Genomic DNA, 26819 nt, shown 5'->3' with positions numbered 1-26819 from the left:
ATTGGGACAGGCGAGATGGGCAGTCTGAAGAAGCGTTCGATCAACCTGGCCGGCCACGCGACCTCCCTGGCCCTGGAGCCCGAATTCTGGGCCGTGCTGCAGGCGGCGGCCGGGGCCGACAAGATCAGCATCGCCGGCCTGATCCAGCGGATCGACGCCGGACGCGGCGAGCGCCCCCTGGCCTCGGCCTGCCGGGTGTTCGCCCTGCAACGCGCTCAGGCGGGCAAGGCCGGGACGATCTAGGACCTGTGGACAGCTGGGCGTTCAGCGCCGGAGGCTCGCCCTCGTCCTTCGACAGGCTCAGGATGAGGCCGACTTGCAGGGCGGCTGAGTAGAATTCCTCATCCTGAACCTGTCGAAGGACGAGGAATTCGGCCCAAAAGATCTTCGACCGTCCCAGACCTAGCCCTGCTCGACGCCCGGCCCCGGCTTGGGAAGCGGCAGGGGCGCGGGATCGGGCGAACGATGCGGCAGCGCCGGCCTTTCCGGCAGTCGCATCGACAGGTCGGCCGACCGCACGGTCAGCAGGCCGGAGCGCCAGCCGCCGACCACCAGGGCGGCGATCAGCAGCAGCACGCCCAGCAAGGTCAGGCCGGCCACCCCCAGGTGCTGCAACCTGATATCGTGATGACGCGCCATGGCGTCCTCCTCGTTGGCCGACCCTAGCCGGCGGGCTTGGGCGCGTCGGGAACCTTGGGCGCCTCGACCTGCGGAGCGGACACGTTGATGTCGACCCGCTTCTTCTGGGTCACGCCGCCCGCGAAGACGAAGTAGGCGATCACCGCCACCACGACCACCAGGGCCCCGATGATGAACGCCATGCCGGTCCCGCCGCCACCGCTCGTATTGGTTTCTTCAGCCACGTTGGTCTCCCGTGTTGTCGTCCCATTCGAACAAACGGCAGGTGAAGGGCGAAGTTCCTGACAGGGAGGGCGGCGGATCGGCGCAAGGGCTTAAGCCGGACGATCTTTGTGCTACATATGTTCCATGTCCCAAGGCTTCGACTCGTCCCCTTCTTCCGACGGCTTCCCCGGCGATCTTCCCGCCCCCCGCATCTCCGACCTGGCCCGCCCGCGCGGACCGGAGGGTCCGGCGCGGACCTATCTGGAGGGGCTGAACCCCGAACAGCGGGCGGCGGTCGAGGCTACCGAGGGCCCGGTGCTGGTGCTGGCCGGCGCCGGCACCGGCAAGACCCGCGTGCTGACCACCCGCCTGGCCCACATCCTGGCGACGGGCCGCGCCCGGCCGTGGGAGCTGCTGGTCGTCACCTTCACCAACAAGGCCGCGCGCGAGATGCGCGAGCGGATCACCCACATCATCGGCGACGAGGCCGAGGGCCTGCGCTGGCTGGGCACGTTCCACTCCGTGGCGGCTCAGATCCTGCGCCGCCACGCCGAGCTGGTGGGGCTGAAATCCAGCTACACGATCATCGACACCGACGACCAGGAACGACTGCTCAAGCAGTTGATCGAGGCCGCCGATATCGACGCCAAGCGCTGGACGCCGCGCGCCCTGGCCGGACTGATCGACACCTGGAAGAACCGCGGCTGGACGCCCGACCGCGTGCCGCAGAGCGAAGCGGGCGAGTTCGCCAACGGCCGGGGGATCACCCTCTATCGCCAGTACCAGGAGCGGCTGCGCATCCTCAACGCCTGCGACTTCGGCGACCTGCTGCTGCACAACATCACGATCTTCACGGCCAATCCGGACGTGCTGGCCGACTTCCAGCGGCGCTTCCAGTACGTGATGGTCGACGAGTACCAGGACACCAACGTCGCCCAGTACCTGTGGCTGCGCCTGCTGGCCCAAGGGCGCCAGAACGTCTGCTGCGTGGGCGACGACGACCAGTCGATCTATGGCTGGCGGGGCGCGGAGGTCGACAACATCCTGCGCTTCGAGCGCGACTTCCCCGGCGCCAAGGTCATCAAGCTGGAGCGCAACTACCGCTCCACCGAGCACATCCTGGCCGCCGCCTCGGGCCTGATCGACGCCAACAAGAGCCGGCTGGGCAAGACCCTGTGGACCGAGGCCTCGGGCGGCGAGAAGGTCAAGGTCAGCGGCGTCTGGGACGGCGAGGCCGAGAGCCGGATGGTCGCCGACGAGATCGAGAAGGCCAAGCGGGCCGGCCGCAAATACAGCCACATGGCCATCCTGGTGCGCGCCTCGTTCCAGATGCGGGCCTTCGAAGAGCGGTTCGTGATGCTGCAGATCCCCTACAAGGTGGTCGGCGGCCCCAGGTTCTTCGAACGCGCCGAGATCCGCGACGCCCACGCCTATCTGCGCCTGATCCAGTCGCCCGACGACGACCTGGCCTTCGAGCGCATCGTCAACACGCCCAAGCGCGGCATCGGCGACACCTCGGTGCAGAAGCTGCTGCAGATCGCCCGGCTGGAGGGGATCTCCACAGTCGACGCCGCCCGGGTGATCATCGGCGGCGACGACCTGCCGGCCCGCACCCGTACGGCCCTGAGCAACTTCCTGCGCGACCTGGATCGCTGGCGGGCGCTGGCCGCCACCACTCCGCACCAGCGGGTGATGGAGGCGGTGCTGGAGGAGAGCGGCTATACCGACGCCCTGCGCCTCGACAAGGGCCCCACCAGCCAGACGCGGCTGGAGAACTTGAAGGAACTGGTCCAGTCGATGAGCGCCTTCGACACGCTCGAAGGCTATCTGGAGCACGTGTCGCTGGTCATGGACCTGGACAAGGGGGCGGGCGACGACGCGGTCTGGATCATGACCCTGCACTCGGCCAAGGGGCTGGAATTCCCGCTGGTCTTCCTGCCCGGTTGGGAGGAAGGCGTGTTCCCCAGCCAGCGCAGCATGGACGACAAGGGCGAGAAGGGCCTCGAGGAAGAGCGCCGCCTGGCCTATGTCGGCATCACCCGGGCCCGCGAGGAGGCGCGGATCAGCTTCGTGGCCAACCGCCAGGTCTATGGCCGCTGGACCAGCCAGCTGCCGTCGCGCTTCGTCGACGAACTGCCCCTGGCCCACGTCGATGCGGCCTCGGAGACCGGCTATTACGGCGGCGGACCGGGCATGCAGCAGACGGTGTCGTCGCGCTGGGACGATCCGGGGACCAGCACCTTCACCGCCGGCAGCTATGACAGCCCGGGCTGGAAGCGAGCACAGGAGCGCACGGCGGGTTTCAGTGAGCGCGGCGCCACTTGGCGCAGCGGCGGCTCGGCCGCCCGCTCGGCGCCGATCGAGGGCGAAGGCCGGCTGGTCGCGGTCTCGGCCAGCTCGGCGGCCAGCGCCTACACGCGCGGCGACCGGGTGTTCCACGTCAAGTTCGGCTACGGCAAGGTGACGGGCGTCGAGGGCAACAAGCTCAACGTGTCGTTCGACAAGGCCGGCGACAAGAAGGTGATCGACAGCTTCGTGGAGAAGGCCTGAGGCGGAGGGGCAGGGCCTCGCCCCTCCCCTAACCGTGCGACCGGGCCCATATTCCCCTGCATGGCTGCTTCCCGCCTCCGCGTGATCGATCTGGAGACCGCCGGAAACGGTCCGCATGACGTCTGCGAGATCGGCTGGCAGGATGTCACGCTGGGCCCGGACGGCCGCTGGCGCGTCGACGAGGGCCGGGGATCCCGACTGGTCAATCCCGGTCGCCCGATCACCCCGGAAACCATGGCGGTGCACCACATCATCGACGACGACGTCGCCGGCGCGCCGTTCTGGAAGGCGGTGGCGGGCGAGGTCCTGAAGCCCGAAGGCGGCGTCCAGGCCCTCGCCGCCCACCGCGCCGCCTTCGAACAGCGCTACTGCACGCCGAGGTTCACCGGCGGCGCGCCCTGGATCTGCACGTGGAAGTGCGCTCTGCGGCTGTGGCCGCACCTGACCAGCTTCTCCAACCAGATGCTGCGCTACCAGCGCAGGCCCGAAGGCCTGGTCCGCGAGCTGGGCCTGCCGGCCCATCGGGCCCTGCCGGACGCCTACGTCACCGCCCATCATCTGCGCGACATGCTCGACGAAGCCCCGCTGGAGCAGCTTCTGGCCTGGAGCCGCGAGCCGGGCCTGCTGCCGCGCGTGCCCGCCGGTCCTGAACGCGGCAAGCCCTGGAATCGCCTCGGCATCGAAACGCTGCGGGCCTTCGCCCAGGATCGCGACCCGAACCTCCGCTTCAGCGCCGAAACCGAACTGCGCCGCCGAGGCGAGACCGCGGAGCCGACGGCCGACGAACCGGCGCAGCGGACTTTGCTCTGAGGGCAATCGCGATCAAATAGCCGCTGGAAGCCCGCGCTATCCCTGCTGCATGCTTCGTCGCGAGACCCGCCCATGAACCCTGTCGAGAAAGCCATCTGGTTCATAGAAGGCCATTTCGCCCAGCCTCTCGACCTGGACGACATCGCCGAGGCCGGCGGGATTTCGCGTTTCCACATGTCCCGCGCCTTCGTGGTCGCCACCGGTCGCCCGGTGATCGGCTATCTGCGCGCGCGGCGGCTGTCGGAAGCGGCGCGGGCGCTGGCGCAAGGGGCTCCCGACATCCTGTCGGTGGCCCTGGAAGCCGGCTACGGCTCGCACGAAGCGTTCACCCGCGCCTTCCGCGACCAGTTCGGGGTCACGCCCGAACAGGTGCGGGCCAGGCGCGATATCGCCAACCTGACTCTGGTGGAGCCCATCATGCTCGACAGCACGCCCCGCAACGACCTGCCCCCGCCTCGCTTCGAAGACGGCCGCCCGCTGCTGATCGCCGGCGTCCAGCAGCACTATGACTGCAACGACGCCGGCGCCGGCATTCCCAGCCAATGGCGACGGCTGGTCCCCCACCTGGGCCACATCCCCAACCAGGTGGGCGGCGACCTGGCCTACGTCACCTACGGCGTCTGCGCCAATGCCGACGACCACGGCGACTTCGACTATCTGGCCGGGGTCGAGGTCACGGCCTTCTCCGACCTGCCGGCCGGGTTCTCCACCCTGCGCATCCCGCCGCAACGCTACGCGGTCTTCCGCCACGCCGAGCACATTTCCACGATCCGCGCGACCATGCGGGCCATCTGGACCGTCTGGCTGCCGGCCTCGGCCTATGACGCCGCCGACGCGCCGCTGTTCGAGCGCTACGGCTCGGAGTTTGATCCGCGCACCGGCGAAGGCGGGCTGGAGATCTGGCTGCCGGTGAAGGCGAAGGCCTAGCCGCGAACCCGGGCCGGATTGCCCACCACCGTCGCGCCCCGGGGCACATCGCGGGTGACCACGCTGCCGGCGCCCACGATGGCGTCGTCGCCTATGGTCACGCCGGGCAGGATGATCGATCCGCCGCCGATCCAGACGTTCTCGCCGATGCGGACCGGGCGGGCGTATTCGATGCCCGTCCGGCGCTCGACCGGATCGCGCGGATGCTCGGCGGTGTAGATCTGGACATGTGGCCCGATCGTCGTGGCCGCGCCGATGGTCACGGTGGTGACGTCCAGGATCACGCAGTTGAAGTTGAGGAACACGCCCTCGCCAATGGCGATGTTGTAGCCGTAGTCGCAGTGGAACGGCGGCCGGATGCTGACGCGGTCGCCGACCTCCGCCAACAGCTCGCGCAGCAGGGCGTGACGCTCCGACGGCGGCAGGTCCAGGGCGTTGTAGCGTCCCATCCAGGCCGCCGCCGCCTCGTGATCGGCCATGACCTCGGGATCGACGGGGCTGTAGAGGTCGCCGGCCAGCATGCGCTGCTTGTGGGTGCGGACGTCGGTCACGAGGCGGAGACTCCTTGCTCGCCCTCTCCATGCCAGACGTGGGACCTGGGGACAAATTGAGGGGCGTCCGGCCGCTTCAAAACCGCTCCAGCGCCTCGCGCACCATGTCCGGCGCGTGATCGATCACCCGCAGATAGGCCGTCAGGGCGGCGTCCGGCCGGGTCTGGCCCAGTTCGAGCGCCGCCAGCTGGGCCGGCGGAATGCCGAAGGCCCGCGCGAACTCGCCCTGAGACAGACCACTGCGCCAGCGCACGCCCTGCACCAGGGCCCGGGCCGAACGGACCTGGCCGGGATCGGCCTGATCGTCGACGGCCATGTCGGCGGTGATCTGGGATCTGGTCATGCAACGCTCCTCGCACTGGCCCCGTGCGGGTGTGTAGGCGCTTTGCGTTGCAGGAATTCGACCCCTTTGCGTCGGCGGGGCGACTCTATCAGGGCTTTTTGGGCGTGAGCACCTTGGGCTGGCCGGCCATGGCCCGGGCTTTGGCGTCGACAGCCTCGACGCCCTTCAGCGGGTCGCCGGCCGCCTCGAGCATGCTGTTGAAAACCTTCAGGTCCTTGGTGCTGATCTTCTGGATGTCCTTGTCCCTGGCCCATTCCAGGCCGATCAGCTGGCCCAGCCGGCAGGCCTTGGGCAGCAACGCCGGCTGCTCGGCGGGACCGCCCTTGGCCAACAGCTTGCCGACGATGTCGTTCCAGTTCGGCGAGCCCGAGAAGCAGAACGACAGGTGATCGCAGGTCCCGGTCCAGAACCGCTTGTACCAGCGCAGGTGCTCGTCGGTGTCGAAGCGGATGGCGTCGGTCGGCCTGACCACCGACCGGCAATCGGCGCGCACGAACTCACCGGCCCGAGCGACCGGCGCGATTCCCAACAACGCCACGGCCGCCAGGACCGTCCAACCTCTACGCAACACCAACAGCAACTTCCCCGAAACGCGACCGAACACGTCCTTTTCGGACGCTCTACCCAAACTTGGTATCGCGCTGATTAAGAACGATCTTCCGACAAAAATGCGGCGGTCGCCTCGATCGCTTCCACCAGGCTGACCCGCTCGATCGTCACGCCCTCGGGCAAACTGGAGAACAGGCGCGTCGGCGCGGCGGCGTCCAGCATCACGAACACCCCCCGGTCGTCGGCCCGGCGGATCAGACGGCCGAACGCCTGGCTGATGCGGGCGCGGGCGGTCGAATCGTCATAGCCCTTGCCGCCAAACCGCGCCCGGCGGGCTTTGTGCAACACGTCGGGACGGGGCCAGGGCACGCGGTCGAAGACCAGCAGGCGCAAGCTGCGGCCCGGCACGTCGATGCCGTCGCGGATGGCGTCGGTGCCCAGCAGGCAGGCGTCCTCCTCGGCCCGGAAGATGTCGACCAGGGCGCCGGCCTCCAGCGGGTCGACGTGCTGGGCGTAGAGCGCCAGGCCCTGGTCGGCCAGGGGCGCGGCGATCCGCTCGTGCACGGCCTTCAACCGGCGGATGGCGGTGAACAGGCCCAAGCCCCCGCCACCGGCCGCCAGGAACAGCTCGCGCATCGCCGCCGACACCTGGCGCGGATCATCCTTGCCGACGTCGGTGACCACGAAGGCGCGGGCGTTCTTCTCGTAGTCGAACGGCGAGACCAGGCGCAGCACCTTGGGGCTTTGCGGCAGGCGGGCGGCGCCGGTCCGCATCTCGGCCAGGGCGAAGGGGTCCTCCAGGGCCGGGTCGGTCAGGGTGGCGCTGGTCACCAGCACGCCGTGGGCGGGCGACAGCACCGCCGCGCGCAACGGCTCGGTCGGGTCCACCCAGTGGCGGCGGCAGGCGGCGTCGACCACCCGGCCGTACAGGAACGTGGCCTCGAACCAGTCGACGAACTCCGGGTCGTCCTCGGCGTCCTCGTCGATGGCCTTGAGGATCGAGCGCCAGGCCGGCAGGGTCATGCGCGCCCGGCGATCCAGGCCGCGAAGGGCGCCCTCGATCCGCGCCCGCTCCGAGGTGGGCAGGGTGTCGGCCTCCTCGTCGAGCACGTCCTCCAGATGGCGGGCCAGGGCCAGCAGGGGCGCCTCGATGGCCGCCAGGGCCTTGGCCGCCTCGCCGGCCCGCTCGCGCACCAGCTCGATGGCCGGGCGGGCGGCGCATTGCAGGCCCTGCTCGGCCGCGCCGGGACGGTCGGTGACTCGAGCCCGCAGCTGTTCAATCACCGAGACCAAGTATGTTTCAATAGGCCCGATCGGATTGACCTGACCGTCGGGCGGCGCGATCCGGCCTGACCAGCCTTCGCCGGGCAGGGCCGCGGCGGCGTGCAGGGCGGCGTTCAAGGCGCCGCGGGCGCCTTCGCGCTCGCCGATGATGTCCAGAAGCCGGGCCTCCAGCCCTCGGCCCCGCCGGCCGCGGCCTTCGGGTCCGCGCAGCCAGCGCCGCAGCTCGGCCGCCTCGGCCCCGGACAGGGCGGCCGAGAAGGCGCTGTCGGCGGCGTCGAACAGGTGGTGGCCTTCGTCGAAGACGATGCGCTTGAGCGAAGTGGTCTCGTTGTCGCCCTTCAGGCCGCGCGCCGCCCGGGCCCCGTCGAAGGCCGCCTGGCTCAGCACCAGGGCGTGGTTGGCGATCACGATGTCGGCGCGCTTGCTGGCCCGCACGGCCTTCTCGATGAAGCAGACGCGGTAGTGCTGGCAGCCGGCGTGGATGCACTCGCCCCGCCGGTCGACCAGGTTGGCCGGCCCGGCCTGGACCGAGGGCGGAATGGCGAACAGCGTCGGCAGCCAGGCCGGAAAGTCGCCGCCGGTCATGTCGCCGTCGCGGCTGGCGCGCGCCCAGCGGGCCGCCAGGCCCAGGCCGATCAGGTCACCGTTGCCCAGCTGGGCGGTGTTGACCTGTTCCTGAAAGTTCAGCAGGCACAAGTAGTTCTCGCGCCCCTTGCGGACCACCGCCTTGCGGGCCCGCACCAGCGGGTCGGGATAGATCGAATGGCTCTCACGCTCGATCTGCCGCTGCAGGGCGCGGGTATAGGTGCTGATCCACACCGAGGGTCCGTTCATCTCGGCCCACACCGAGGCCGGCGCCAGATAGCCCAGGGTCTTGCCGACGCCCGTGCCGGCCTCGGCCAGCATCATCTGCGGCTCGCCCTCGCGCTCCCGCGGGGCGAAGGCGTAGGCCGCCTCGCGGGCGAAGGTGTCCTGGGCCTCGCGCGCCTCGTCCAGGCCCGAGCGCTGCAGCAGCTCGCGGAGACGTTCGCTGGCGCGTTCAGGATCGACCGGGCGCGAGCCGGGCTCACCGGGCGGCGCCTGGTCTTCCCACTCCACCGCGCGAGCCCAGACGTCGAGGCCGGAGCTGCGGAACTGGTTGCCGACCGGGGCCGAGCGCAGGGCGCCGACCACCGCCGGCCCCCAGGCCCAGCCGGCCCGGGCCAGGGTCTCGGCGACCGCCAGGGCCTCCTCGCGCGACGGCCTGGGCGTCATCGCCAGTTCGTGCAACAGGGCGCCGGCCGCGTCGCGCAGGGTTTGGGCCTGGGCGGGAGCGCCCTTGGGCTCGGGCAGCCCCAGGGCGGTGGCCAGCCCCACCGCCGACGGGGCGCAGAAGGTGGCCGGGCGGGTAAAGGCGTACAGCTCCAGCACGTCGAACACGCCGCGGCCGCGCGCCGGGGCCTGCAGGTTCAGCCGCTTGGCGGTCATGGAGGCGTGGGCGACCAGGACAGGGCCGTGTTCGAACAGGTCGCGGGCGTCGGGCGTGCGCAGCGGCCGCCCGCCGCCTTCGTCGCCCGACCGGCCCGTGGCCCCGTCGGCATAGCCGGCCCGCGGCCCGGGCAGCACCACCAGGGCCGGGGCAAGATCGAGGGTGGGAATCTGGGCGCTCACGGCCCCTTGTTAGCAGTTCGGAGCCCGAAACAAAATGCGAACGGAAACGTCAGGCGATCGGGGTTTCCGACGAACCGCCTTCGAGGCGCTCGGCGGCGTCCGACGCGGCTTGCGCCACCTCCTGGTCGTCGCTCTCGGCGGCCATCCGATAGAGCTGCGCCGCCTTGGCCAGGCTGGCCTTCACGCCTTCGCCATCCTCGTACATCTGGCCCAGCGCGTAATAGGCCGTCGAATTGCCGGCCCGGGCCGAGAGGACATAAAGGCGCAGGGCCTTTTCGAGGTCGACGTCGACGCCCTCGCCGTTCTGATAGGCGGCGGCGACATTGGCCAGGGCCACCGCCGAACCGCGCTGGGCCGCCTCCGCATAGAGCGCCAGCGCCCGACCCTCGTCGACCGGCATGCCGTAGCCCTGCAGGGCGTAGGTCCCCAGGTCGTTGATCGCGTCGACCGAGCCGGCGGCGGCGGCCTTGCGCATCCAGGCGACCGCCCGGGTCTCGTCGGCGGTCACGCCGCGTCCCAGCTGATAGGCCAGGGCCAGCTTGTACATCCCGCCCTCATCGCCGCCCGCCGCGGCGCGCCAGTACCAGCCCAGGGCCTGGGTCAGGTCCTCGGCGCTGGTCTCGTAGACCAGGCCGGCGTTGTAGGCGCCCAGGGCGTCGCCCTTGGCGGCGGCGGCCTTGTACAGCGACAGCGCCTTGGCCTCGTCCTGGTCCAGGTCCTCGCCGACGAAATAGAGGTTGCCCAGGGCGATCATGCAGCCGGTGTCGCCGGCCTTGACCCCGGCGTTCAGCCAGCGCACCGCGGCCTCGACGTCGCGCTGGTCGCCCTTGGCGTTCAGATAGCTGTCGGCCAGCAGGTCGTAGGCGCCGACATCGCCGGCCTGGGCGCGGCGCAGCAGTTCGGCCCGCGCCGGGGCCTTCGGCGCAGCGGACGCGGCCAGGGACGGCGCACCAACCGCCAGCATCGCCGCCAAGGCCAAGCCTGCAAGGCCGTTCCGAGCCATCCGTCCCATGCGCGCCACGCCCCTCGCGATCCTGTCCTTCGGGTAGCCCCGCCTACCATCCTTGTCAAAAGGCCGGACTTAGACAGGTTGACGCATGGAAACGGAACGGGAACATGCTATAGGCCGGTCAATGGCCGAGGCGACCGCCCTTCCTCCCCGCTTTCAGCAGTGGTTCGCCTTGCGCGGCTGGGCGCCGCGTCCGCACCAGCTGGCCATGGTCGAAAAGGGCCGGCAGGGCCGCGACGCCCTGCTGATCGCCCCGACCGGCGGCGGCAAGACCCTGGCCGGCTTCCTGCCCAGCCTGATCGAGCTGGCCGAACGCCCGCCGCGCAACACCCCGGCCGGGGTGCACACCCTCTACATCTCGCCGCTGAAGGCCCTGGCGGTCGACATCGAGCGCAACCTGGCCACGCCGATCCGCGAGATGGGCCTGAACATCGTCGCCGAGAGCCGCACCGGCGACACCGGCGAGGCCCGCAAGCAGCGCCAGCGCCTGCGCCCGCCCGACATCCTGCTGACCACGCCCGAGCAATTGGCGCTGTTCTGCGCCTGGGAGGGCGCGCGCACCTATTTCGCCGACCTGTCCTGCGTGATCATCGACGAGGCCCATGCGATGTGGCCAACCAAGCGCGGCGACCTGCTGGCGCTGGGCCTGGCGCGGCTGCAGCTGTTCGCGCCGCGGATGCGCCGGGTGGGCCTGTCGGCGACGGTGGACGACCCGGACCTGGTGCGGCGGTGGTTGGGCCATAACTCTTCCCCTCCCCCTTGTGGGGAGGGGGCAGGGGGTGGGGGAACCGCGCTCACGGCGTCTGCCGCCCTGCCGGCCGCCCCCCACCCCCAACCCCTCCCCACAAGGGGGAGGGGAGCAAAGGATGTGGACCTGGTCCTCGGCTCGGGCGGCGCGCAGCCGATCGTCGAGGTGCTGGTCTCCGGCGGCCGCGTGCCGTGGGCCGGCCACACGGCCGAGCACGCCATGGGCGAGATCTACGAGATCATCAAAGGGGCCAAGACCGCCCTGGTCTTCGTCAACACGCGCTTTCAAGCGGAATTTGCCTTCCAGGAGCTGTGGAAGCTGAACGACGACGGCCTGGCCATCGCCCTGCACCATGGCAGCCTGGCGGCCGAGCAGCGGCGCAAGGTCGAGGCCGCCATGGCGCGCGGCGCGATCCGGGCCGTGGTCTGCACTTCGACCCTGGACATGGGCATCGACTGGGGCGACGTCGACCTGGTGATCCAACTGGCCGCGCCGAAGGGCGCCTCGCGGATGGTCCAGCGGATCGGCCGCGCCAACCACCGCCTGGACGAGCCCTCGCGCGCCATCCTGGCCCCGGCCAACCGCTTCGAATACCTGGAGTGCCGCGCCGCCGCCGACGCCATCCTGGGCGGCCACCTGGACGGCGAGCCGGCCCGGATCGGCACGCTGGACACCCTGGCCCAGCACATCATGGGCTGCGCCTGCTCCGAGCCCTTCGCCCTGACCGACCTCTATGACGAGGTCCGCACCGCCGGCCCCTATGCCGACCTGTCGTGGGAGGATTTCGAGACCGTCGTCGATTTCGTCTCGACCGGCGGCTACGCGCTTCGCACCTACGACAAATTCCGCCGCATCGTGCCCGGCCAGGACGGCCTCTGGCGGGCCCGAAACGCCCAGGCGGTGCTGGCCCACCGGATGAACGTCGGCGCCATCGTCTCGCCGGCCATGATCAATGTGCGGATCGGCGGCGGTAAAAGGCCGATGGGCGGGCGCAAGGTCGGCGAGGCCGAGGAAGGCTTCTTCGAGCAGATGAAGCCGGGCGACACCTTCATCTTCGCGGGCCAGGTGTGGCGATTCAACAGCCTGGTCGGGGCCGACGCCTTCGTCAGCCCGGCGCCGGACAAGGATCCGATGCTGCCCAGCTGGGGCGGGTCGAAGTTCCCGCTGTCGACCTATCTGGCCGGCCGCGTGCGGGCGATGATGCACGACGAGGCCGAATGGCCCGCCCTGCCCCCGGACGTCCAGGAATGGCTAGGCCACCAGAAGGTCCGCTCGATCATCCCCGAGCGCGACGAGATGCTGCTGGAGACCTTCCCGCACGGCAAGCGCTTCCACCTGGTCTGCTATCCGTTCGAGGGTCGCCTGGCCCACACCACCCTGGCCATGCTGCTGACCCGGCGGCTGGACCGGCTGGGCATCGGCCCGCTGGGCTTCGTGGCCAACGACTACGCGGTCAACATCTGGGCGCTGAAACCTATGGACGCCCTGGACCTGGACGAGCTGTTCGCCCAGGACATGCTGGGCGACGACCTGGAGGCCTGGCTGGCCGAAAGCTTCCTGATGAAGCGCGCCTTCAAGGCCTGCGCCCTGATCTCGGGCCTGATCGAGCGTCGCCATCCGGGGCAGGAGAAGTCCGGCCGCCAGGTAACGTTCTCGACCGACCTGATCTATGACGTCCTGCGCCGCCACCAGCCCGACCACCTGCTGCTGCGCTGCGCCCGCGCCGACGCGGCGACCGGCTCGCTGGACGTGGCGCGGCTGGGCGAGATGCTGGCGCGGGTCCAGGGCCGCATCCGCCATGCGGCGCTGGACCGCGTGTCGCCGATCGCCGTGCCGATTATGCTGGAGATCGGCCGCGAGCGCGCGCCGGGCGACGCGGCCGGCGAAATGATCCTGGCCGAGGCCGAGGAAGACCTGATCGCCGAGGCGATGGCTTGATGAGAGTGTGTGCGTGACCAGCCTGGCGTTCCAGATCGGCGATTGCGGCGGCCTGCGGCTCGAGATCGCGGGCGCACGCGCGGTGCTGCGCCACTCCGGAGCGCTATGGCTGGAAACCGAGCGCACAATGGTGGTGGCCGACCTGCACTTCGAGAAGGGCAGCAGCTACGCCGCGCGCTTCGGCCAGATGCTGCCGCCCTACGACACCCGCGAGACCCTCGACCGGCTGGAGCGCGAGCTGGCCGCCCTGTCGCCCGCCACCCTGGTGTTCCTGGGCGACAGCTTCCACGACGGGGCCGGCGAGGATCGGTTGCCGGGCGAGGACCGCGCTCGCATCGCCGCCCTGGCCGTGGGTCGCCAACTGGTCTGGGCGGTGGGCAACCATGACGAGGACGGCCCCCGCGCCCTGCCCGGCGACGTGGTCGACGAGGCGGCGATCGCCGGCCTGACCTTCCGCCACGAGCCCCTGCCCGGCGCCCAGCCCGGCGAAGTGGCCGGCCACCTGCATCCGGCGGCCAGGGTGACCAGCGGCCGGGCCACGATCCGTCGGCGCTGCTTCGTCACCGACGGCGCGCGCCTGGTGCTGCCGGCCTTCGGGGCCTTCACCGGCGGATTGAACATCCTGGACCAGGCCTTCGCCCCCCTGTTCGGCGGACCGGCCCTGGCCGCCGCCCTGGGCCCCCGTCGAGTGCACGCGGTCGGCTGGAAGTCGCTGCGCCCGGACTGAGGCCTGGCGGGACGGATCACCCTTCCCGCCTGGGCGTTTGATCCCCGGGACGTTGGAAGGAGTATCGTCATGCGACCGATCCTGATCGGCGTCGGCGCCGTTCTGGTCCTGTCGGGCGCGCCCGCGGTCGCCCTGGCCGGAGAAGCCCCGGTCAAGACCGTGGCCAAGCTCGACGCCAAGGACCCGAAGTACGACACCGAGGCTTGCAAGGCCCTGCGCGCCAAGGCGATCGACTACGAAGAGCCCGGCCTGGTGAAGAAGGCGTTGAAGGTGGGCGGCAACGCCGTCGTGCCGTTGGCCGGCACCGTGGCCTCGGCGGCCCTGGGCATGAAGCAGGACAGCAAGGCGGAAAAGCTGAGCAAACAGGTGGCGGCGGCCTGCGTGTCCGACCCGCTCAACGAGGCGACGCCGCTGATCAACGCGCCGAAATCGGAGGCCAGTGCGGCCGTGGTCGCGGTCCAGGCGCCGGTGGCCGACGTCGTCACGGGCACGGCGGTGAACGCGGCGGCCACGGAAACGGTAGCCGTCACCCAGTAGGCGTTCCTACAGGTGGAGGGCCTGCTCCAGGGCGAAGGCCAGCGAGATGGCCGCGCCGGAGGTCAGCAGGGTGCGAAGGCGCGGGCGCCAGGCCGGCCCCTCGTGGTTGGTCACGTCCCACAGCCATTGGAGGATGAAGACCAGCAGAAAGCCGGAAAGCTGCCAGGCCGGCTCGAACTTCAGGCCGCCCAGCAACAGGCCAAAGCCGGCCAGGGGAAACAGCAGCGACAGGCCCAGGGTGATCCAGCGCGGGCGGGCGCGCTCGATCTCAAGGCCGCAGCGTATGCCCCCCAGGTACGACATCATGGCCGTCGAATAGGCCAGCAGGCTGATCAGCGCCACCTGGCGCATGTCGATCGGGCCGTAGCAGAACAGCGCCGAGCAGACCACGAACGGAACCAGGGTCGCCAGGCCGCAGACCCATACGGCCAGAGGAACCGGCACGCGATCCTGCGGATGATCGGCCGCTGCTGCTTCGAACGCCATGCCTACTCCTTCGGGCGTGAATGCCGACGCACGCCCTTCCCCCCGGAAGGGACCGACTATTACCGAGGTCTGCCCATAGGTCCACGGACGATATTTGGCCACAGGACACAGCTTGTGGACGAGCACCCTGGGATGCTCGTCCAAAAAGGTTTCGGAAATCCAGCTTCAGGGGCGAAACAGGCCGTCGGGATCAGCGGGCCCAGGTCGACAGGCGGCTCAGGGTATCGCCGTCCAGCGCGCCGGAAGGCTGCAGGTTCTGGTCGCGCTGGTAGGCGGCGATGGCCATCTGCAGGGCCGGCGAGGTCACGCCGTCCTGCGGACCCTGGTAGTAGCCCAGCTTGGACAGGGCGCGCTGGGCGGTGGCCAGGCCCGCGCTGGGCGCGGCGGCCGAGGCGACCGCTTGCACGGGGGCGGCGGCTTGCGAGCGGAAGCCGCTGGCCGAACGCTCGGCGATCCGCTGGCCCTCGGCGGTCAGTTGGGCGCGCAGGGCGGCGGCCCGGGCGCGGGAAGCCGTGTCGCCCGACCGCGCGGCGATCAGGTACCACTTGTAGGCCTCGGTGGGGTTCTGGCTGACGCCCCAGCCGCCTTCATAGAGCTGGGCCAGGTTGAACTGGCTGTCGACCAGGCCCAGGTCCGACGCCTTGCGGAACCAGCTGGCGGCCTTGGTCGAGTTCCGCTCGCCGCCTTCGCCCTTGTAGTAGTAGAGGGCCAGATTGTGCATGGCGCGAGGTTCGCCGGCCGTGGCGGCGCGCTCGGTCCAGCGGCGGGCCTCGACCAGGTCCTTCTTCACCCCGCCCTCGCCGACCTCGTACATCTTGGCCAGGTAGAACTGGGCGCGCGGTAGGCCCAGATTGGCGGCCTTGCGCAGGCTGTCCAGGCCGGTGCGGTCCTTGGCCTCGATGCGGCGCACGCCGTCATCATAGAGGGCCTGGGCGTTCTCGCCGGGCGGCGTGGCCGCGACTGGCGCGCCTTCGGTCGAGATCGTGGTCGCCTCGACGGGAGCCTGGGAGGTCAGCGCCACTGCGGCGCGGGCGCCGGTCGGGCTGGTGTCGGCCTCGGCGGCGCGGATCTCGCCGGTGGATTTGTTGGACGTGCCTTGGGCCACGCGTTCAGGCAACGGACCAGAACCTTGGGCCAAGCTCATGATGGCGCCGGCCGAGGCCACGCCCAGGCAAGCGGCGGTGGCCGAGACCATCAGGGCGGTCTTCACCGCGCCCTTCTTGACCTTCTTCTCCGACTTCTTGGCGCCGAAGCCGGCGAACAGCGAGGTTCCGGTCTTCTTCGCCTTGTCCTTGCCCTTGGCGTCGCCAGAGAGGGCGGCCTGCCGGGCGGCGGCGCGGGCCTGCTCGATCACCTCGCGGGTCGACAGCGGACGCGACGGCGCGACCGGCTCCTCCGGCGCGGCGAAGTCGGAGCTCGCGAACTCGGGGGCCGAGAAGTCGGGGGCCGAGAAGTCGCCGTCATCATCGGCGGTCGGCTCGAACGCCGTTTCTGGCTCCAGCGTCGAAACGAAGCCGTCGGCGGCCTCGAAATCCTCGTCGCCGAACTCCAGCGCCGGCGGTTCGCTGGCCGGGAAGGCCGGCGCTTCGAACACAGGGACGTCGAAGACGACCGGCGCGGCGGTGCGAGCGGGCGTCGAGACTGGGGCGTGCGGCGGGATGAAGGGCGCCGGCTGGTGGAAGACGTCTTCGGGAACGGCCTCGCCGCCAAACGAGAAACGCTCGCCGTCGTCGAACGGCGACGGGGCCGGGCGCGCGGGCGGCGGGGCCGGGACGGCGACGACCTGTTCGGCGGCGCGGCGCTGGGCCTCGGCCAGCTTGGTGTCGATCTTCTCGCGCGCTTCCTCCAGCAGGCGAGCGGTGCGCTCCTCGCTCTGGCGGATGCGGTCGACCAGTTCCTGCGAGGTGCGTTCGTGACGCTGGTTCAGGCGATCGGTGACGCGGGTGACCTGGTCGCCGACATCGTCGATGGCCAGGGCGTTGCGGCGTTCGGCGTTGCTGATCCGCTCGGCCAGTTTCTCGGTGATCCGGGCGATCTCGGCGCCCAGCTTCTCCAGCGCCTGGGCCTGGACGCTGTCGGCGCGGTTCAGCTTCTGGTCGATGCTGGCGGCGACCTGCTCGATGGCGGCGGTGTTGCGGGCTTCCGAGGTCTGGACGCGGCGGTTCAGGGCGTCGGCCATGCCGACCACCTCGCGGCCCATGCGCTCGATGGCCTGGGCCGAGCGTTGCTCGGCGGCCTGCACGTGGGCGGTCATCTCGCCCAGCTTGCGCTCCATGCGGTCGAAGCGGCCGTCGGCGGATTCGCGCAGCTTGGCGGCCATTTCCAGCCGAGCGGCTTCCATGCGCTGCGTCAGGCTGCCGGCCAGGTCGTCGAGACGCTTCTGGACGCCCTCGCCCGGGTTGCTGCTCTCGACTGTCCGCAGACGGCCGTCCAGGGCGCTGAACGAGGTGTTGAGGGCCTGCAGGGCCTCGGACGTGCGGGCCTCGGCGGCTTCCAGGCGCTGGCCCAGGCGGGCCACGACCTCTTCGACCAGGGCCGAGGGATCGCCGACGCCGGCGCCGGCCTGGGCGTCCAGGCGCTGTTCCAGCTGGGCGATCGTCTCGCGGGTGCGGGCCTCGCCTTCATAGAGGTGGCCGGCGACCTTGCCCAAGGCGCCTTCCAGCGCCCGGAGCGCTTCGGCCGAGCGCGGGCCGGCCGCTTCGGCCTCGATGCGGCGCAGCCGTTCGGCGGCGCGGGTCTGCTCGGACTTGATCTCGTCGGCCACGCCCTCGAAGCGGGCGGCCACGGCGACCTGCTCGCGCTCGGCGGCGACCAGACGCTGCAGCGCGCCGCGCACGGATTCGTCGATGCCGGAAATGGCCTGGGCCGAACGCTTCTCGGCCGCCTCGATGCGGTCGGTCAACCGGTCCAGGGCCACGGCCACCCGGCCGACCTCGTCGGCGGGATGCTCGCGGGCTTCGATGCGCGAGGGCGCGCCGCCGCGGGCGGTCTCGTAATAGGAAGGATTGGCGCGGTCGTTGTTGACGGCCAGGGAGGGGCGGCTAGGCTCGCCGAACGCCTCGAGCGACGCGGCGTCGAAGCCCTCGCCCTCGATGATCATGCGATTGAGCCATTCGCCCAGGGTCATGCCGGAGCGACGCGCGAGGTCCTTAGCGACCTCCCGTGCCTTGGGGTCTATCCCCTTAACGCTCCATGGCGCCGCGGCCGTCATGCGAATCGTTCCCTCTGCACCTGGGAACCAACGCTAGTCACCGATTCCTAGCGTGTAAACGCGACCAAAACCGCTACATATAGCAATGGTCAAGATTAACTGTGGATGGTTAACAGGCGCACCTTCCTAACGTGTGTACCTAAGATTCGGCTCCTTGTGGTTAATGAACGTTAACTATTTGCACGGCCGATTGTCGCAGGCCATGAGAGGCGCATGGACCTCCCGACGACCCTCGCCATCGCTGTGGCCGCCCTGCTGTTCGCCGTCTTCTGCGGCTGGCGCGGCGCGCGTCCGATCAATGTTCTAAAGGGTCCGCGCATGGTGCCGTGGCGGCCGCTGATGGTGGCCGGCGCCGTCGTGGCCCTGCTGATGGCGGCCCATATCCTCAACCTGCTGGGGATGAAGACGGGCGACCCGCGCTACTAGGTCGCGGCCTTTTGGTCAGGCCGGAGACGCCGCCGGACGACAGCAGGCCGATATCGGCGAGCAGAAAAGGGATCGCCCACTTGTGAGGCGCGGCAATGTAGCGCGGCTGCCAGACCGGATCGTACTTGTCCTTGTAGCGGCGAACGCCCTGGAAATTGTAGATTTCCTCGCCGCGCTCGTAGAGCAGGCGGCCCACGCGTGACATGATCGGCGCCAGCGGACGGTCTTCCAGACCGGCCAGCGGTGCGACGCCGAACTCGAACGCCTGGTAGCCCTGCTCCTTGCCCCAGCCCAGCAACTCGACGAACAGGTAGTCCATGACGTTCTTGGGCGCGTCATCGGAATAGCGCATCAGGTCCATCGAGAACGAGACCTTGTTGGCCGTGGTCCACAGGGTGGCGAAGGCCACGATCCGGTCCTCGACCCGCACCAGGGCCACCGGGAACTCGGCCACGTAGCGCTCGTCGAAGCCGCCCATCGAAAAGCTTTTCTCGCCGCCGGCGTGGTGGGCCAGCCAGGCGTCGGAGATCGCCTTCAACTGCGGCATGACCGTGTGGACCTGGTCGGCTGGCAGAACCTCGAAGGCCGCCCCGCCCTCCCCGGCCTTGCGCCAGTTGCGGCGCAGGACCTCGCGGCGGCGGCCGGCGAGGGAGAACGCCTCCAGCGGCACGGCGGCGCTTTCACCCGTCTTCTGGATGGCCAGGCCCAGGTCGACGCTGTCGGGCAGGTCGGCGGGGCCCAGGGCGTAGAAGCCGGCGCGGGCGGCGTGGGCGTCGGCCAGCTCGCGGAACCGCCAGAACAGCTCCATGCGCTCGTCGTCACGCCCGACCGGCGGCCCCATGGCGATCCACGAGCGGCCGCGCACGCCGAACATCAGGAAGCTCTCGCCCGAGGCCGAGAACAGGAAGCGCTTGTCGCCCAGCAGGGCCAGGTTCGAGGGCGGCTCGGCGTTCTCGGCCTTGGCCAGGATGGCGCGAACCCGGTCGAACTCCGGGTCGGTGTCGTCGACCACCGGCGGCGTGGCCGGGGTGGCGATCAGCCGCCAGACGCCGATGGCCATCAGCACGATGGCGGCGGCGGCCGACGAGCGGATGGCGCGGGCCACTTCGCGGTCGCCGATCGTCTTCATCACCGACTGGTCGGCATATTCGGTGTGGGCGAAAGTCCACCAGCCGCACAGCGCCACCCCGACCAGGGCCGCGGCGGCCGACAGCAGCCAGCCGGGCGTGATCTCCATCCGCGACAGGGCCGCCTTGCGGGGAAAGGCCTCGTGGAACGGCAGCATGGCCAGCATGATGGCCGTCAGGATGACCGTCTCTTCCCAGTTCAGCCCCTTGAACAGCGCCAGGATCGCCCCGCCGGCCAGGGTGAACAGCGCCGCCCACCAGGCCGCGTCCAGGCGCGCGCGCAGGCCGAAGGCCAGCAGGACCAGCATCAGGCCCAGGATCGAGGAGACGAAGTGGCTGACCTCGATCAGCGGCCCCGGGGCCACCGCCACCCAGATCGCGAAGCGGGTCGGCTCGGACGGGGTCGCGCCCGAGGCCAGCAGCAGGATCCCGGCGCAGGCCGCCAGGATGGCCGACAGCGTCGGCGCGACGGCGAGGAAGGCAGGCCTCAGTTGCGGCGCGGACATCTAGACCCCTGATCGGCGAATCCCGGCGGGACACGTCATCGCGATCCTCTATAGCGCGGCTTGTCCCCAGCGGGCGCCCGTCGCGTGACGAACGATCGTTTGAATCAGCTTGCCCCCGCCGTTCCATGGCGTAGTCTGCCGCCCGACGACGCCCATAAGCGTCGCGAAACGATGCGGGTAGGGAGAACAGCCATGGCGGATTTCGGCGGCGGCGGCGATCTGGAGGCTTTCCGGGCCGACACGCGGGCCTGGCTGGAGACCAACTACCCACCATCGCTGAACGCGCCGATGAGCGAGGACGACGCGCCCTGGGGCGGCAAGCGGTTCCAATGGAAGAACCCCGACGCCAAGCTGTGGCTGGACCGCATGGCCGAGCGCGGCTGGACCGCGCCGATGTGGCCCAAGGAATATGGCGGCGGCGGCCTGTCCAAGGCCGAGAACAAGGTGCTGGAGCAGGAGCTGCGTCGCCTGAAGGCCCGTCCGGCCCTGATGAGCTTCGGCGTCTGGATGCTGGGTCCGGTGCTGCTGGAATACGCCACCGAGGAACAGAAGCAGCGCTTCCTGCCGCAGATCGTGCGCGGCGAAACCCGCTGGTGCCAGGGCTACAGCGAGCCGGGCGCGGGCTCGGACCTGGCCAGCCTGCAGACCAAGTGCGAGGACAGGGGCGACCACTGGCTGATCAACGGCCAGAAGGTGTGGACCAGCTACGCCGACCAGGCCGACTGGATCTTCTGCCTGGTGCGCACCGACACCACCAAGAAGCACGAGGGCATCTCGTTCGTGCTGTTCGACATGGCCTCGCCCGGCGTCGAGGCTCGGCCGATCAAGCTGATCAGCGGCTCCTCGCCGTTCTGCGAGACCTTCTTCGACAATGTGAAGGTCCCCAAGGACCAGCTGGTCGGCAAGGTCAACGGCGGCTGGGACATCGCCAAGCGCCTGCTCCAGTACGAGCGCCAGAACATCTCGGCCTCGGGCTTCGGCGGGGGCGGCGGGCTGGACCTGGTGGAGGCGGCCAAGACGGAGGTCGGCGTCGACGCGTCCGGCAAGCTGGCCGACGGCGACCTGCGGGCCCGCATCGCCCACCACCGCATGGACGCCCACGCCTTCATGCTGACCGTGCGCCGGGCGGAAGCCGAGTCCAAACAAGGCTCGGGCCCCAGCGCCGCCGTCTCGATCATCAAGTACGCCGCCGCCAAGATGAACCAGGAGCGCACCGAGCTGCTGGTCGAGGCCCTGGGCCTGCAGGGCCTGGGTTGGGAGGGCGAAGGCTTCACCAGGGACGAGCTGGCCGCGCCGCGCGCCATGCTGCGCGCCAAGGGCAACTCGATCGAGGGCGGCACCAGCGAGGTCAATCTCAACGTCGTCGCCAAGCGGGTGCTAGGCTTGCTGGATCACCAGTAAGGGCGCCGAGGAACCATGATCGAGTTCTGGCCATGATCGAGTTCTGGTACGAGTTCGGCTCCACCTACAGCTATCCCGCCGCCATGCGCGTCGAGCGCCTGGCGCAGTCGGCTGGCGTGACCGTGGCGTGGCGTCCCTTCCTGCTGGGGCCGCTGTTCCACGAGCAGCAGGGACTGAACGACAGCCCGTTCAACGCCTTCCCGGTCAAGGGCGACTACATGTGGCGCGACCTGCAGCGGGTCTGCGACCTGGAAGGCCTGCCGCTGGTCCATCCCAGCCAGTTCCCGCGCAACGGGCTGCTGGCCGCCCGCGTGGCGATCTGCGGACTGGAGGACGGCTGGACCCCGGCCTTCAGCCGCGCCGTCTACCAGGCCAATTTCGTCGACGACCAGGACATCTCACAGGCCGAGGTGCTGGCCCCGCTGATCGCCTCGGTCGGCGCGGCGCCGGACGCGGTGCTGGCCGCCGCCGCGACCGATCCCGTCAAGAGCCGCCTGAAGGCGCACGTCCGCCAGGCGCAGGAGCGCGGCCTGTTCGGCGCGCCCAGCTTCGTCACCGCCGACGGCGAGCTCTTCTGGGGCAACGACCGTCTTGAGCAGGCCCTCGACTGGGCCGTCCGCCACCAAACTCTGGAGCAAGCCTGACATGGCCGTCCTGACCGAAGAACAGACCATGCTGCGCGACGCCGCCAAGGGCTGGACGCAGGACAGCGCCCCGGTCGGCGCCCTGCGCAAGCTGCGCGACGGCGGCAGCAAGCAGAGCTTCGATCCGGCGACCTGGAGCGAGATGGGCGCGATGGGTTGGGCCGGAGTGATCGTGCCCGAAGACTTCGACGGCTCGGCCTTCGGTTACCTGGGCCTGGGGCTGATCCTGGAGGAGACCGGCCGCAATCTGGTAGCCTCGCCCCTGCTCTCCACCGCCCTGGTTGCCGCCTCGGCCCTGGTGCTGGGCGGGTCCGAAGCCCAGAGGACCGAATGGCTGCCGAAGATCGCGGCGGGCGAGGCTGTCGCGACCCTGGCGGTCGACGAAGGCGCGCACCATGCGCCGCTGAACACCGCCCTGTCGGCGAAGACGTCCGGCGCCGGCTTCGTGCTCAGCGGAACCAAGACCTTCGTCCTCGACGGCGACGCGGCCGACCTGCTGGTGGTCGCCGCCCGCACCTCGGGCGCGGCCGGCGACGGCGACGGGATCACCCTGTTCCTGGTCCCTGGCGACACCCCCGGCGTGACCCGCACCCACCTGGCCCTGATCGACAGCCGCGGCGCGGCCAGGATCGCTTTCGACGGCGTGCAGGTCGGCGCCGACGCGGTGCTGGGCGAAGTCGACAAGGGCTGGGCGATCCTTGAGCCGGTGCTCGACCGCGCCTATGCCGGCCTGGCCGCCGAAATGCTGGGCGCGGCGACCGCCGCCTTCGAGATCACCCTGGACTACATCAAGACCCGCACCCAGTTCGGCCAGGTGATCGGCACGTTCCAGGCCCTGCAGCACCGCGCGGCCAAGCTGTTCACGGACCTGGAGACCACCCGCTCCTGCGTCGAGGCCGCCCTGGAGGCCGCCGACGCCGGCTCCGACACCCGGCTGCTGGCCTCCCTGGCCAAGGGCAAGGCCAGCGAAGTGCTGCACCTGGCCTCCAACGAGATGGTCCAGATGCATGGCGGCATCGGCATGACCGACGCCCACGACGCCGGCCTCTACATGAAGCGGGCCCGCGTGGCCGAGGCCCTGTTCGGTTCGGCCTCGTTCCATCGCGACCGCTATGCCAGACTCTCCGGCTTCTGAGGCGCGTTGCGTCCTTCGAGGCTTCGCCTGCGGCTCGCACCTCGGGATGAGGAAGGTGAACTGCTGTTGAATTCCTCATCCAGAGGAGTCCGCGCAGCGGGCCTCGAAGGACGCTCGATGCTCCAACCTTCGCTCTAGGAACCGCCCTCGCTCAGACCAGTTCTCCCCTCCTCCCCAGCGAGAAGGAAGACCGCCATGAGCACCGATCCCAACGACAAGGCCGCCGTCGAGAGACGCCTCTGGAAGGAGCTGGACGACGCGCGGTTCGGCATGCTGGGCCTGATGAACGCTCACCAGCATTTCCAGCCGATGACCGCCTTCGCCGAGCCGGAGGGCGGCCAGGTCTGGTTCTTCACCAGGGACGACACCGACCTCGCCAAGAACGCCAGCGACGGGGCCGAGGCCATGCTGATCGTCCAGTCCAAGGACCAGGAGTTCCAGGCCTGCATCGGCGGCGTTCTGTCCACCGCCCGCGACACCGCCCGCATCGACAAGTACTGGAATCCGATCGTCGCCGCCTGGTTTCCGGACGGCAAGGACGATCCAACCCTGACCCTGCTGCGGCTGGATGTCCGGGACGCCGAACTGTGGATCTCCAAGGGCGGCCCAGTGCGCTTCGCCTGGGAGGTGGCCAAGGCCAACCTGACCGACAGCCCGCCCGACCTGGGCGACAAGGCCCACGTCAAGCTGGCCTAGACGGCGGTGCGCCGGCGAGGCGGGCGCATGAAGTCTCATCAAGCGATGGCTGCTGATGGCTTGGCGAAGCTGGTCCGTCGAAAGTCTCGGCTTCCGTCGGTTGGCGGAATGGCGACGCTTCGATAAGCGAGCGGTAATGTACTCAGGACGACAAGAGAGACGGGACGGCGACGAGCTCCCAACTATTCCCGTACCGTCGGATAGGCGACCAACTTAGTTTTGAAGGCTCTTGGCGCATCACATCTGTGTCGACTACTCGACAGCGCGGCGGCGACTTCCAACCTAGATTTCAAATCCCTTCCGCCTACCGATGGTCGATTCGTTCGACGGGGCCGCCGCCACCTTGAAAAATCGTCTGCTTGCCGCCCTGCCGACGGAGGATTTCGGCCTGATCGCGCCCCACCTCGTCCAGCAGGAGCTGGAAAAGGGCCGTCATCTGTACGATCCGGGCGATCCGATCGAGGCCATCTATTTCCCGCATGATTGCGTCATCTCGCTGATGACCCTGATGGAGAACGGGGCGGCCATCGAGTCCGCGCCGATCGGCCGCGAAGGCGCCTTGGGCTTGATGGCCGCGGTGGCGCCGCGCCAGTCGCTGGTGCGGGCCATCATCCAGACCTCCGGGCAGGCCTCGCGGATCAGCGTCTCGGCCCTGCATGACGCCTGGACCCGCAGCTCCGCCCTGCGCGACCTGGTTGATCGCCATAACGAGGCGCTATTCGGTCATGCGATCCAGTCGGTCGCCTGCAACGCCCTGCACGGCGTCGAGGCCCGGTTCTGCCGCTGGCTGCTGTCGTGCCGCGATCGCATCGAAGGCGACACCATCAGCCTGACCCAGGAATTCCTGGCCGACATGCTGGGCGTCCAGCGCACCACGGTCACGGCCGTGGCCGGTTCGCTGCAGGCCAAGGGCCTCATCCGCTATCGCCGGGGCGTGGTCGACATTCTCGACCGCGCCGGCCTGGAGGCCATCACCTGCGAGTGCTACGCCGCCGTGCGGCGTGGCTACGAGCGCCTGCTGCCGCTTCCGTTCGGCTGAAAGCCTATCTAGCGACGCTTGCGGGTCGGGAACGGCGCGTGGGCCAGGCGCAGCAGGTTGGCCGCCCCCGGCGCGCCGAACGGCGTGCCGGCGACGATCAGCACGCGCTCGCCCGGGCCGACCAGGTTCAGTTCGACGGCCTTGGCGACGGCGTCGGAAGTGACGACCTCCAGGCTGTCGGGCTGGCCGCTGACGCGGGCCTCCACGCCCCAGACCAGGCACATGCGGCGCACGGCCTCGACGCGCGGCGACAGGGCCAGCACCGGCTGCAGCGGACGCTCGCGCGACAGGCGGCGGGCGGTGGCGCCGGTGGTGGTGAACGCCACCAGGCACTTGGTCGAGCCGGCCTTGGCGGCCTGGGCGGCGGCCACGACCAGGACGTCGGCGTCTTCGTCGTTGTGCGGCTGCTCGGCCTGCATCAGCTCGGGCCAGCGCGGGTCGCGCTCCACCCGCTCGATGATGCGGCTCATCATCGTCACCGCCTCTTCCGGATAGTCGCCAGCGGCGCTCTCGGCCGACAGCATGACCGCGTCCGCGCCCTCGTAGACGGCGTTGGCGACGTCCGAGGCCTCGGCCCGGGTCGGGGTCGGCGAGCTGGTCATGGATTCCAGCATCTGGGTGGCGACGATCACGGGGATGCCGCGCTCGCGGGCGGCGCGCAGGATGACCTTCTGAGCCACCGGCACCTCTTCGGGAGCCATCTCGACGCCCAGGTCGCCGCGGGCCACCATCACGCCGTCGCAGAGGTCGAGGATCGGGCCCAGCACTTCCAGCGCCTGGGGCTTCTCGATCTTGGCCAGGACGGCGGCGCGGCCTTCGACGATGCGCCGCAGCTCGGCCATGTCTTCGGGGGCCTGGACGAACGACAGGGCGATCCAGTCGACGCCCAGGCGCAGGGCGAAGGCCAGGTCCTCGCGATCCTTCGGCGTCAGCGGCGACATCGGGATCACCACGTCGGGCACGGCCACGCCCTTGCGTTCCGACAGCTTGCCGCCGTTGACCACCGTGGTGTTGGCGTAGCCGGGGCCGGCGTCGGTCACGGTCATCCGCAGTTTGCCGTCGTCCAGCAGCAGGGTCGCGCCCGGGCGCATGGCCACCAGGATCTCCGGGTGGGGCAGGTGCACGCGCGTCGCGTCGCCCGGCGTCGGGTCATTGTCGAACCGGAAGGCCTGGCCGGCCTTCAGCGTGACCGGCCCCTCGGCGAACTTGCCCACGCGCAGCTTCGGCCCCTGCAGGTCGGCCAGGATGCCCAGCGGCCGCCCGACCACCGCCTCGGCCGCGCGAATGGCGTTGTAGGCGGCGGCGTGGTTGTCGTGGCTGCCGTGGCTGAAGTTCAGGCGGAACACGTCGGCCCCGGCCTTGGCGAGGGTGACGATCATCTCCGGCGAGCTGCTGGCCGGGCCGATGGTGGCGACGATGCGGGAGCGGCGCGCGCGGATCATGAACCTGCTCCGGAGAGGCTAGAAAATGCTGCAATGCGGCAATACATACCGCATGGCAGAAAGGATTTGCTTTTGGCGAACGTCATTCCCGAATTTCCCGCCTGACAACGTTGTCTAGCGGCCCGGGCCTGGATTCGCCATTGCTGACTTAGCGTCAACGCCGAAGCCTTTCCACCTCCATCGGAAAAATGGGCGCGAAAGGCCTTGGGATTCCGAACGCCTGACGCGGGCTTCGGATCA

General features: G+C 69.9%; 24 protein-coding genes. 13 read left to right on the top strand and 11 right to left on the bottom strand.

The window, feature by feature from the left end; genetic code table 11:
- Nucleotides 1–15 precede the first annotated feature (15 nt).
- The gene (locus ASD47_RS22350) at nucleotides 16–243 is read left to right on the top strand and encodes a ribbon-helix-helix domain-containing protein (protein ID WP_056761537.1); all 228 of its coding nucleotides are present in this window, start codon (nucleotides 16–18) and stop codon (nucleotides 241–243) included.
- Between the two features lie 159 nt (nucleotides 244–402).
- Here ASD47_RS22350 and ASD47_RS22345 read toward each other — a convergent pair whose 3' ends face one another.
- Nucleotides 403–639: a hypothetical protein gene (locus ASD47_RS22345; RefSeq protein WP_056761534.1), complete on the bottom strand. Its 237-nt coding sequence runs from the start codon at nucleotides 637–639 to the stop codon at nucleotides 403–405.
- Nucleotides 640–662: 23 nt separating this feature from the next.
- Nucleotides 663–863, bottom strand: coding sequence for a hypothetical protein (locus ASD47_RS22340; protein ID WP_056761532.1), 201 nt, complete (start codon nucleotides 861–863; stop codon nucleotides 663–665).
- Nucleotides 864–987: 124 nt separating this feature from the next.
- Between ASD47_RS22340 and ASD47_RS22335 the strand changes: the two genes are divergently transcribed.
- The 3 genes from ASD47_RS22335 to ASD47_RS22325 all read left to right on the top strand — a co-directional run bounded on the left by ASD47_RS22335 (nucleotide 988) and on the right by ASD47_RS22325 (nucleotide 5130).
- Nucleotides 988–3393: an ATP-dependent helicase gene (locus ASD47_RS22335; RefSeq protein WP_056761529.1), complete on the top strand. Its 2406-nt coding sequence runs from the start codon at nucleotides 988–990 to the stop codon at nucleotides 3391–3393.
- 60 nt (nucleotides 3394–3453) lie between these two features.
- Nucleotides 3454–4203 carry a DNA polymerase III subunit epsilon gene (locus ASD47_RS22330; RefSeq protein ID WP_056761526.1) on the top strand — a complete coding sequence of 250 codons (750 nt, stop codon included), beginning with the start codon at nucleotides 3454–3456 and terminating at the stop codon, nucleotides 4201–4203.
- A 72-nt stretch (nucleotides 4204–4275) separates the two neighbouring features.
- Nucleotides 4276–5130 carry an AraC family transcriptional regulator gene (locus tag ASD47_RS22325; protein ID WP_056761523.1) on the top strand — a complete coding sequence of 285 codons (855 nt, stop codon included), beginning with the start codon at nucleotides 4276–4278 and terminating at the stop codon, nucleotides 5128–5130.
- Here the strand turns inward: ASD47_RS22325 and ASD47_RS22320 are convergent.
- The 5 genes from ASD47_RS22320 to ASD47_RS22300 all read right to left on the bottom strand — a co-directional run bounded on the left by ASD47_RS22320 (nucleotide 5127) and on the right by ASD47_RS22300 (nucleotide 10519).
- On the bottom strand, nucleotides 5127–5681 hold the full coding sequence (locus tag ASD47_RS22320; RefSeq protein ID WP_304439931.1) for a sugar O-acetyltransferase: 555 nt from the start codon (nucleotides 5679–5681) through the stop codon (nucleotides 5127–5129). The genes ASD47_RS22325 and ASD47_RS22320 overlap by 4 nt on opposite strands.
- A gap of 76 nt (nucleotides 5682–5757) precedes the next feature.
- Entirely contained in the window at nucleotides 5758–6024 is a 267-nt protein-coding gene (locus ASD47_RS22315; RefSeq protein WP_056761521.1) for a DNA-binding transcriptional regulator, read from the bottom strand.
- An 88-nt stretch (nucleotides 6025–6112) separates the two neighbouring features.
- Nucleotides 6113–6595 (bottom strand): hypothetical protein, encoded by a 483-nt coding sequence (locus ASD47_RS22310; RefSeq protein ID WP_310031876.1) that lies wholly within the window; start codon nucleotides 6593–6595, stop codon nucleotides 6113–6115.
- Between the two features lie 74 nt (nucleotides 6596–6669).
- Nucleotides 6670–9507, bottom strand: coding sequence for a helicase C-terminal domain-containing protein (locus ASD47_RS22305; protein ID WP_056761519.1), 2838 nt, complete (start codon nucleotides 9505–9507; stop codon nucleotides 6670–6672).
- A 49-nt stretch (nucleotides 9508–9556) separates the two neighbouring features.
- Nucleotides 9557–10519, bottom strand: coding sequence for a tetratricopeptide repeat protein (locus tag ASD47_RS22300; RefSeq protein WP_082564752.1), 963 nt, complete (start codon nucleotides 10517–10519; stop codon nucleotides 9557–9559).
- A gap of 121 nt (nucleotides 10520–10640) precedes the next feature.
- Here ASD47_RS22300 and ASD47_RS22295 point away from each other — a divergent pair, with 121 nt between their 5' ends.
- The 3 genes from ASD47_RS22295 to ASD47_RS22285 all read left to right on the top strand — a co-directional run bounded on the left by ASD47_RS22295 (nucleotide 10641) and on the right by ASD47_RS22285 (nucleotide 14466).
- Nucleotides 10641–13202: a ligase-associated DNA damage response DEXH box helicase gene (locus tag ASD47_RS22295; RefSeq protein WP_056761512.1), complete on the top strand. Its 2562-nt coding sequence runs from the start codon at nucleotides 10641–10643 to the stop codon at nucleotides 13200–13202.
- A gap of 22 nt (nucleotides 13203–13224) precedes the next feature.
- Entirely contained in the window at nucleotides 13225–13929 is a 705-nt protein-coding gene (pdeM, locus tag ASD47_RS22290) for a ligase-associated DNA damage response endonuclease PdeM (RefSeq protein ID WP_056761692.1), read from the top strand.
- Nucleotides 13930–13998: 69 nt separating this feature from the next.
- A complete protein-coding gene (locus tag ASD47_RS22285; RefSeq protein ID WP_056761509.1) occupies nucleotides 13999–14466 on the top strand; it encodes a hypothetical protein in 468 nt (155 codons plus the stop codon).
- Nucleotides 14467–14472: 6 nt separating this feature from the next.
- On the opposite strand, the gene ASD47_RS22280 is transcribed toward ASD47_RS22285, so the two are convergent.
- Both ASD47_RS22280 and ASD47_RS22275 read right to left on the bottom strand, forming a co-directional pair.
- Entirely contained in the window at nucleotides 14473–14952 is a 480-nt protein-coding gene (locus ASD47_RS22280; protein ID WP_056761506.1) for a DUF3429 domain-containing protein, read from the bottom strand.
- 190 nt (nucleotides 14953–15142) lie between these two features.
- Nucleotides 15143–18163: an SEL1-like repeat protein gene (locus tag ASD47_RS22275; protein ID WP_056761502.1), complete on the bottom strand. Its 3021-nt coding sequence runs from the start codon at nucleotides 18161–18163 to the stop codon at nucleotides 15143–15145.
- A 213-nt stretch (nucleotides 18164–18376) separates the two neighbouring features.
- On the opposite strand from ASD47_RS22275, the gene ASD47_RS22270 reads away from it, so the two are divergent.
- Nucleotides 18377–18589, top strand: coding sequence for a hypothetical protein (locus tag ASD47_RS22270; protein ID WP_056761501.1), 213 nt, complete (start codon nucleotides 18377–18379; stop codon nucleotides 18587–18589).
- Here the strand turns inward: ASD47_RS22270 and ASD47_RS22265 are convergent.
- On the bottom strand, nucleotides 18549–20222 hold the full coding sequence (locus tag ASD47_RS22265; protein ID WP_056761498.1) for a bifunctional lysylphosphatidylglycerol flippase/synthetase MprF: 1674 nt from the start codon (nucleotides 20220–20222) through the stop codon (nucleotides 18549–18551). The two genes, ASD47_RS22270 and ASD47_RS22265, sit on opposite strands and share 41 nt — an antisense overlap.
- Before the next feature lie 192 nt (nucleotides 20223–20414).
- On the opposite strand from ASD47_RS22265, the gene ASD47_RS22260 reads away from it, so the two are divergent.
- The 5 genes from ASD47_RS22260 (at nucleotide 20415) to ASD47_RS22240 (ending at nucleotide 25137) form a co-directional block, all read left to right on the top strand.
- On the top strand, nucleotides 20415–21623 hold the full coding sequence (locus tag ASD47_RS22260) for an acyl-CoA dehydrogenase family protein (protein ID WP_056761495.1): 1209 nt from the start codon (nucleotides 20415–20417) through the stop codon (nucleotides 21621–21623).
- A gap of 32 nt (nucleotides 21624–21655) precedes the next feature.
- Nucleotides 21656–22267 carry a 2-hydroxychromene-2-carboxylate isomerase gene (locus ASD47_RS22255; protein ID WP_056761492.1) on the top strand — a complete coding sequence of 204 codons (612 nt, stop codon included), beginning with the start codon at nucleotides 21656–21658 and terminating at the stop codon, nucleotides 22265–22267.
- Between the two features lies 1 nt (nucleotide 22268).
- Entirely contained in the window at nucleotides 22269–23402 is a 1134-nt protein-coding gene (locus tag ASD47_RS22250) for an acyl-CoA dehydrogenase family protein (protein WP_056761489.1), read from the top strand.
- Between the two features lie 195 nt (nucleotides 23403–23597).
- The gene (locus ASD47_RS22245; protein ID WP_056761486.1) at nucleotides 23598–24098 is read left to right on the top strand and encodes a pyridoxamine 5'-phosphate oxidase family protein; all 501 of its coding nucleotides are present in this window, start codon (nucleotides 23598–23600) and stop codon (nucleotides 24096–24098) included.
- Between the two features lie 343 nt (nucleotides 24099–24441).
- Complete coding sequence (locus tag ASD47_RS22240; RefSeq protein WP_082564757.1) at nucleotides 24442–25137, top strand: Crp/Fnr family transcriptional regulator; 696 nt, start codon at nucleotides 24442–24444, stop codon at nucleotides 25135–25137.
- Between the two features lie 8 nt (nucleotides 25138–25145).
- On the opposite strand, the gene pyk is transcribed toward ASD47_RS22240, so the two are convergent.
- The gene (gene pyk / locus ASD47_RS22235; protein WP_056761481.1) at nucleotides 25146–26579 is read right to left on the bottom strand and encodes a pyruvate kinase; all 1434 of its coding nucleotides are present in this window, start codon (nucleotides 26577–26579) and stop codon (nucleotides 25146–25148) included.
- Nucleotides 26580–26819 lie beyond the last annotated feature (240 nt).

It is taken from the genome of Caulobacter sp. Root1472, from assembly GCF_001426985.1.
Lineage (GTDB): Bacteria > Pseudomonadota > Alphaproteobacteria > Caulobacterales > Caulobacteraceae > Caulobacter > Caulobacter rhizosphaerae.
This window is presented reverse-complemented; position numbering and strand designations above follow the sequence as displayed.

Excerpts from the sequence above, each read along its gene's own strand:
- ASD47_RS22350 (WP_056761537.1), top strand. The coding sequence starts at position 16 with ATGGGCAGTCTGAAGAAGCGTTCGATCAACCTGGCCGGCCACGCGACC.
- ASD47_RS22345 (WP_056761534.1), bottom strand. The coding sequence starts at position 639 with ATGGCGCGTCATCACGATATCAGGTTGCAGCACCTGGGGGTGGCCGGC.
- ASD47_RS22335 (WP_056761529.1), top strand. The coding sequence starts at position 988 with ATGTCCCAAGGCTTCGACTCGTCCCCTTCTTCCGACGGCTTCCCCGGC.
- ASD47_RS22330 (WP_056761526.1), top strand. The coding sequence starts at position 3,454 with ATGGCTGCTTCCCGCCTCCGCGTGATCGATCTGGAGACCGCCGGAAAC.
- ASD47_RS22325 (WP_056761523.1), top strand. The coding sequence starts at position 4,276 with ATGAACCCTGTCGAGAAAGCCATCTGGTTCATAGAAGGCCATTTCGCC.
- ASD47_RS22315 (WP_056761521.1), bottom strand. The coding sequence starts at position 6,024 with ATGACCAGATCCCAGATCACCGCCGACATGGCCGTCGACGATCAGGCC.
- ASD47_RS22300 (WP_082564752.1), bottom strand. The coding sequence starts at position 10,519 with ATGGGACGGATGGCTCGGAACGGCCTTGCAGGCTTGGCCTTGGCGGCG.
- ASD47_RS22295 (WP_056761512.1), top strand. The coding sequence starts at position 10,641 with ATGGCCGAGGCGACCGCCCTTCCTCCCCGCTTTCAGCAGTGGTTCGCC.
- ASD47_RS22285 (WP_056761509.1), top strand. The coding sequence starts at position 13,999 with ATGCGACCGATCCTGATCGGCGTCGGCGCCGTTCTGGTCCTGTCGGGC.
- ASD47_RS22280 (WP_056761506.1), bottom strand. The coding sequence starts at position 14,952 with ATGGCGTTCGAAGCAGCAGCGGCCGATCATCCGCAGGATCGCGTGCCG.
- ASD47_RS22275 (WP_056761502.1), bottom strand. The coding sequence starts at position 18,163 with ATGACGGCCGCGGCGCCATGGAGCGTTAAGGGGATAGACCCCAAGGCA.
- ASD47_RS22270 (WP_056761501.1), top strand. The coding sequence starts at position 18,377 with ATGGACCTCCCGACGACCCTCGCCATCGCTGTGGCCGCCCTGCTGTTC.
- ASD47_RS22265 (WP_056761498.1), bottom strand. The coding sequence starts at position 20,222 with ATGTCCGCGCCGCAACTGAGGCCTGCCTTCCTCGCCGTCGCGCCGACG.
- ASD47_RS22260 (WP_056761495.1), top strand. The coding sequence starts at position 20,415 with ATGGCGGATTTCGGCGGCGGCGGCGATCTGGAGGCTTTCCGGGCCGAC.
- ASD47_RS22255 (WP_056761492.1), top strand. The coding sequence starts at position 21,656 with ATGATCGAGTTCTGGTACGAGTTCGGCTCCACCTACAGCTATCCCGCC.
- ASD47_RS22250 (WP_056761489.1), top strand. The coding sequence starts at position 22,269 with ATGGCCGTCCTGACCGAAGAACAGACCATGCTGCGCGACGCCGCCAAG.
- ASD47_RS22245 (WP_056761486.1), top strand. The coding sequence starts at position 23,598 with ATGAGCACCGATCCCAACGACAAGGCCGCCGTCGAGAGACGCCTCTGG.
- pyk (WP_056761481.1), bottom strand. The coding sequence starts at position 26,579 with ATGATCCGCGCGCGCCGCTCCCGCATCGTCGCCACCATCGGCCCGGCC.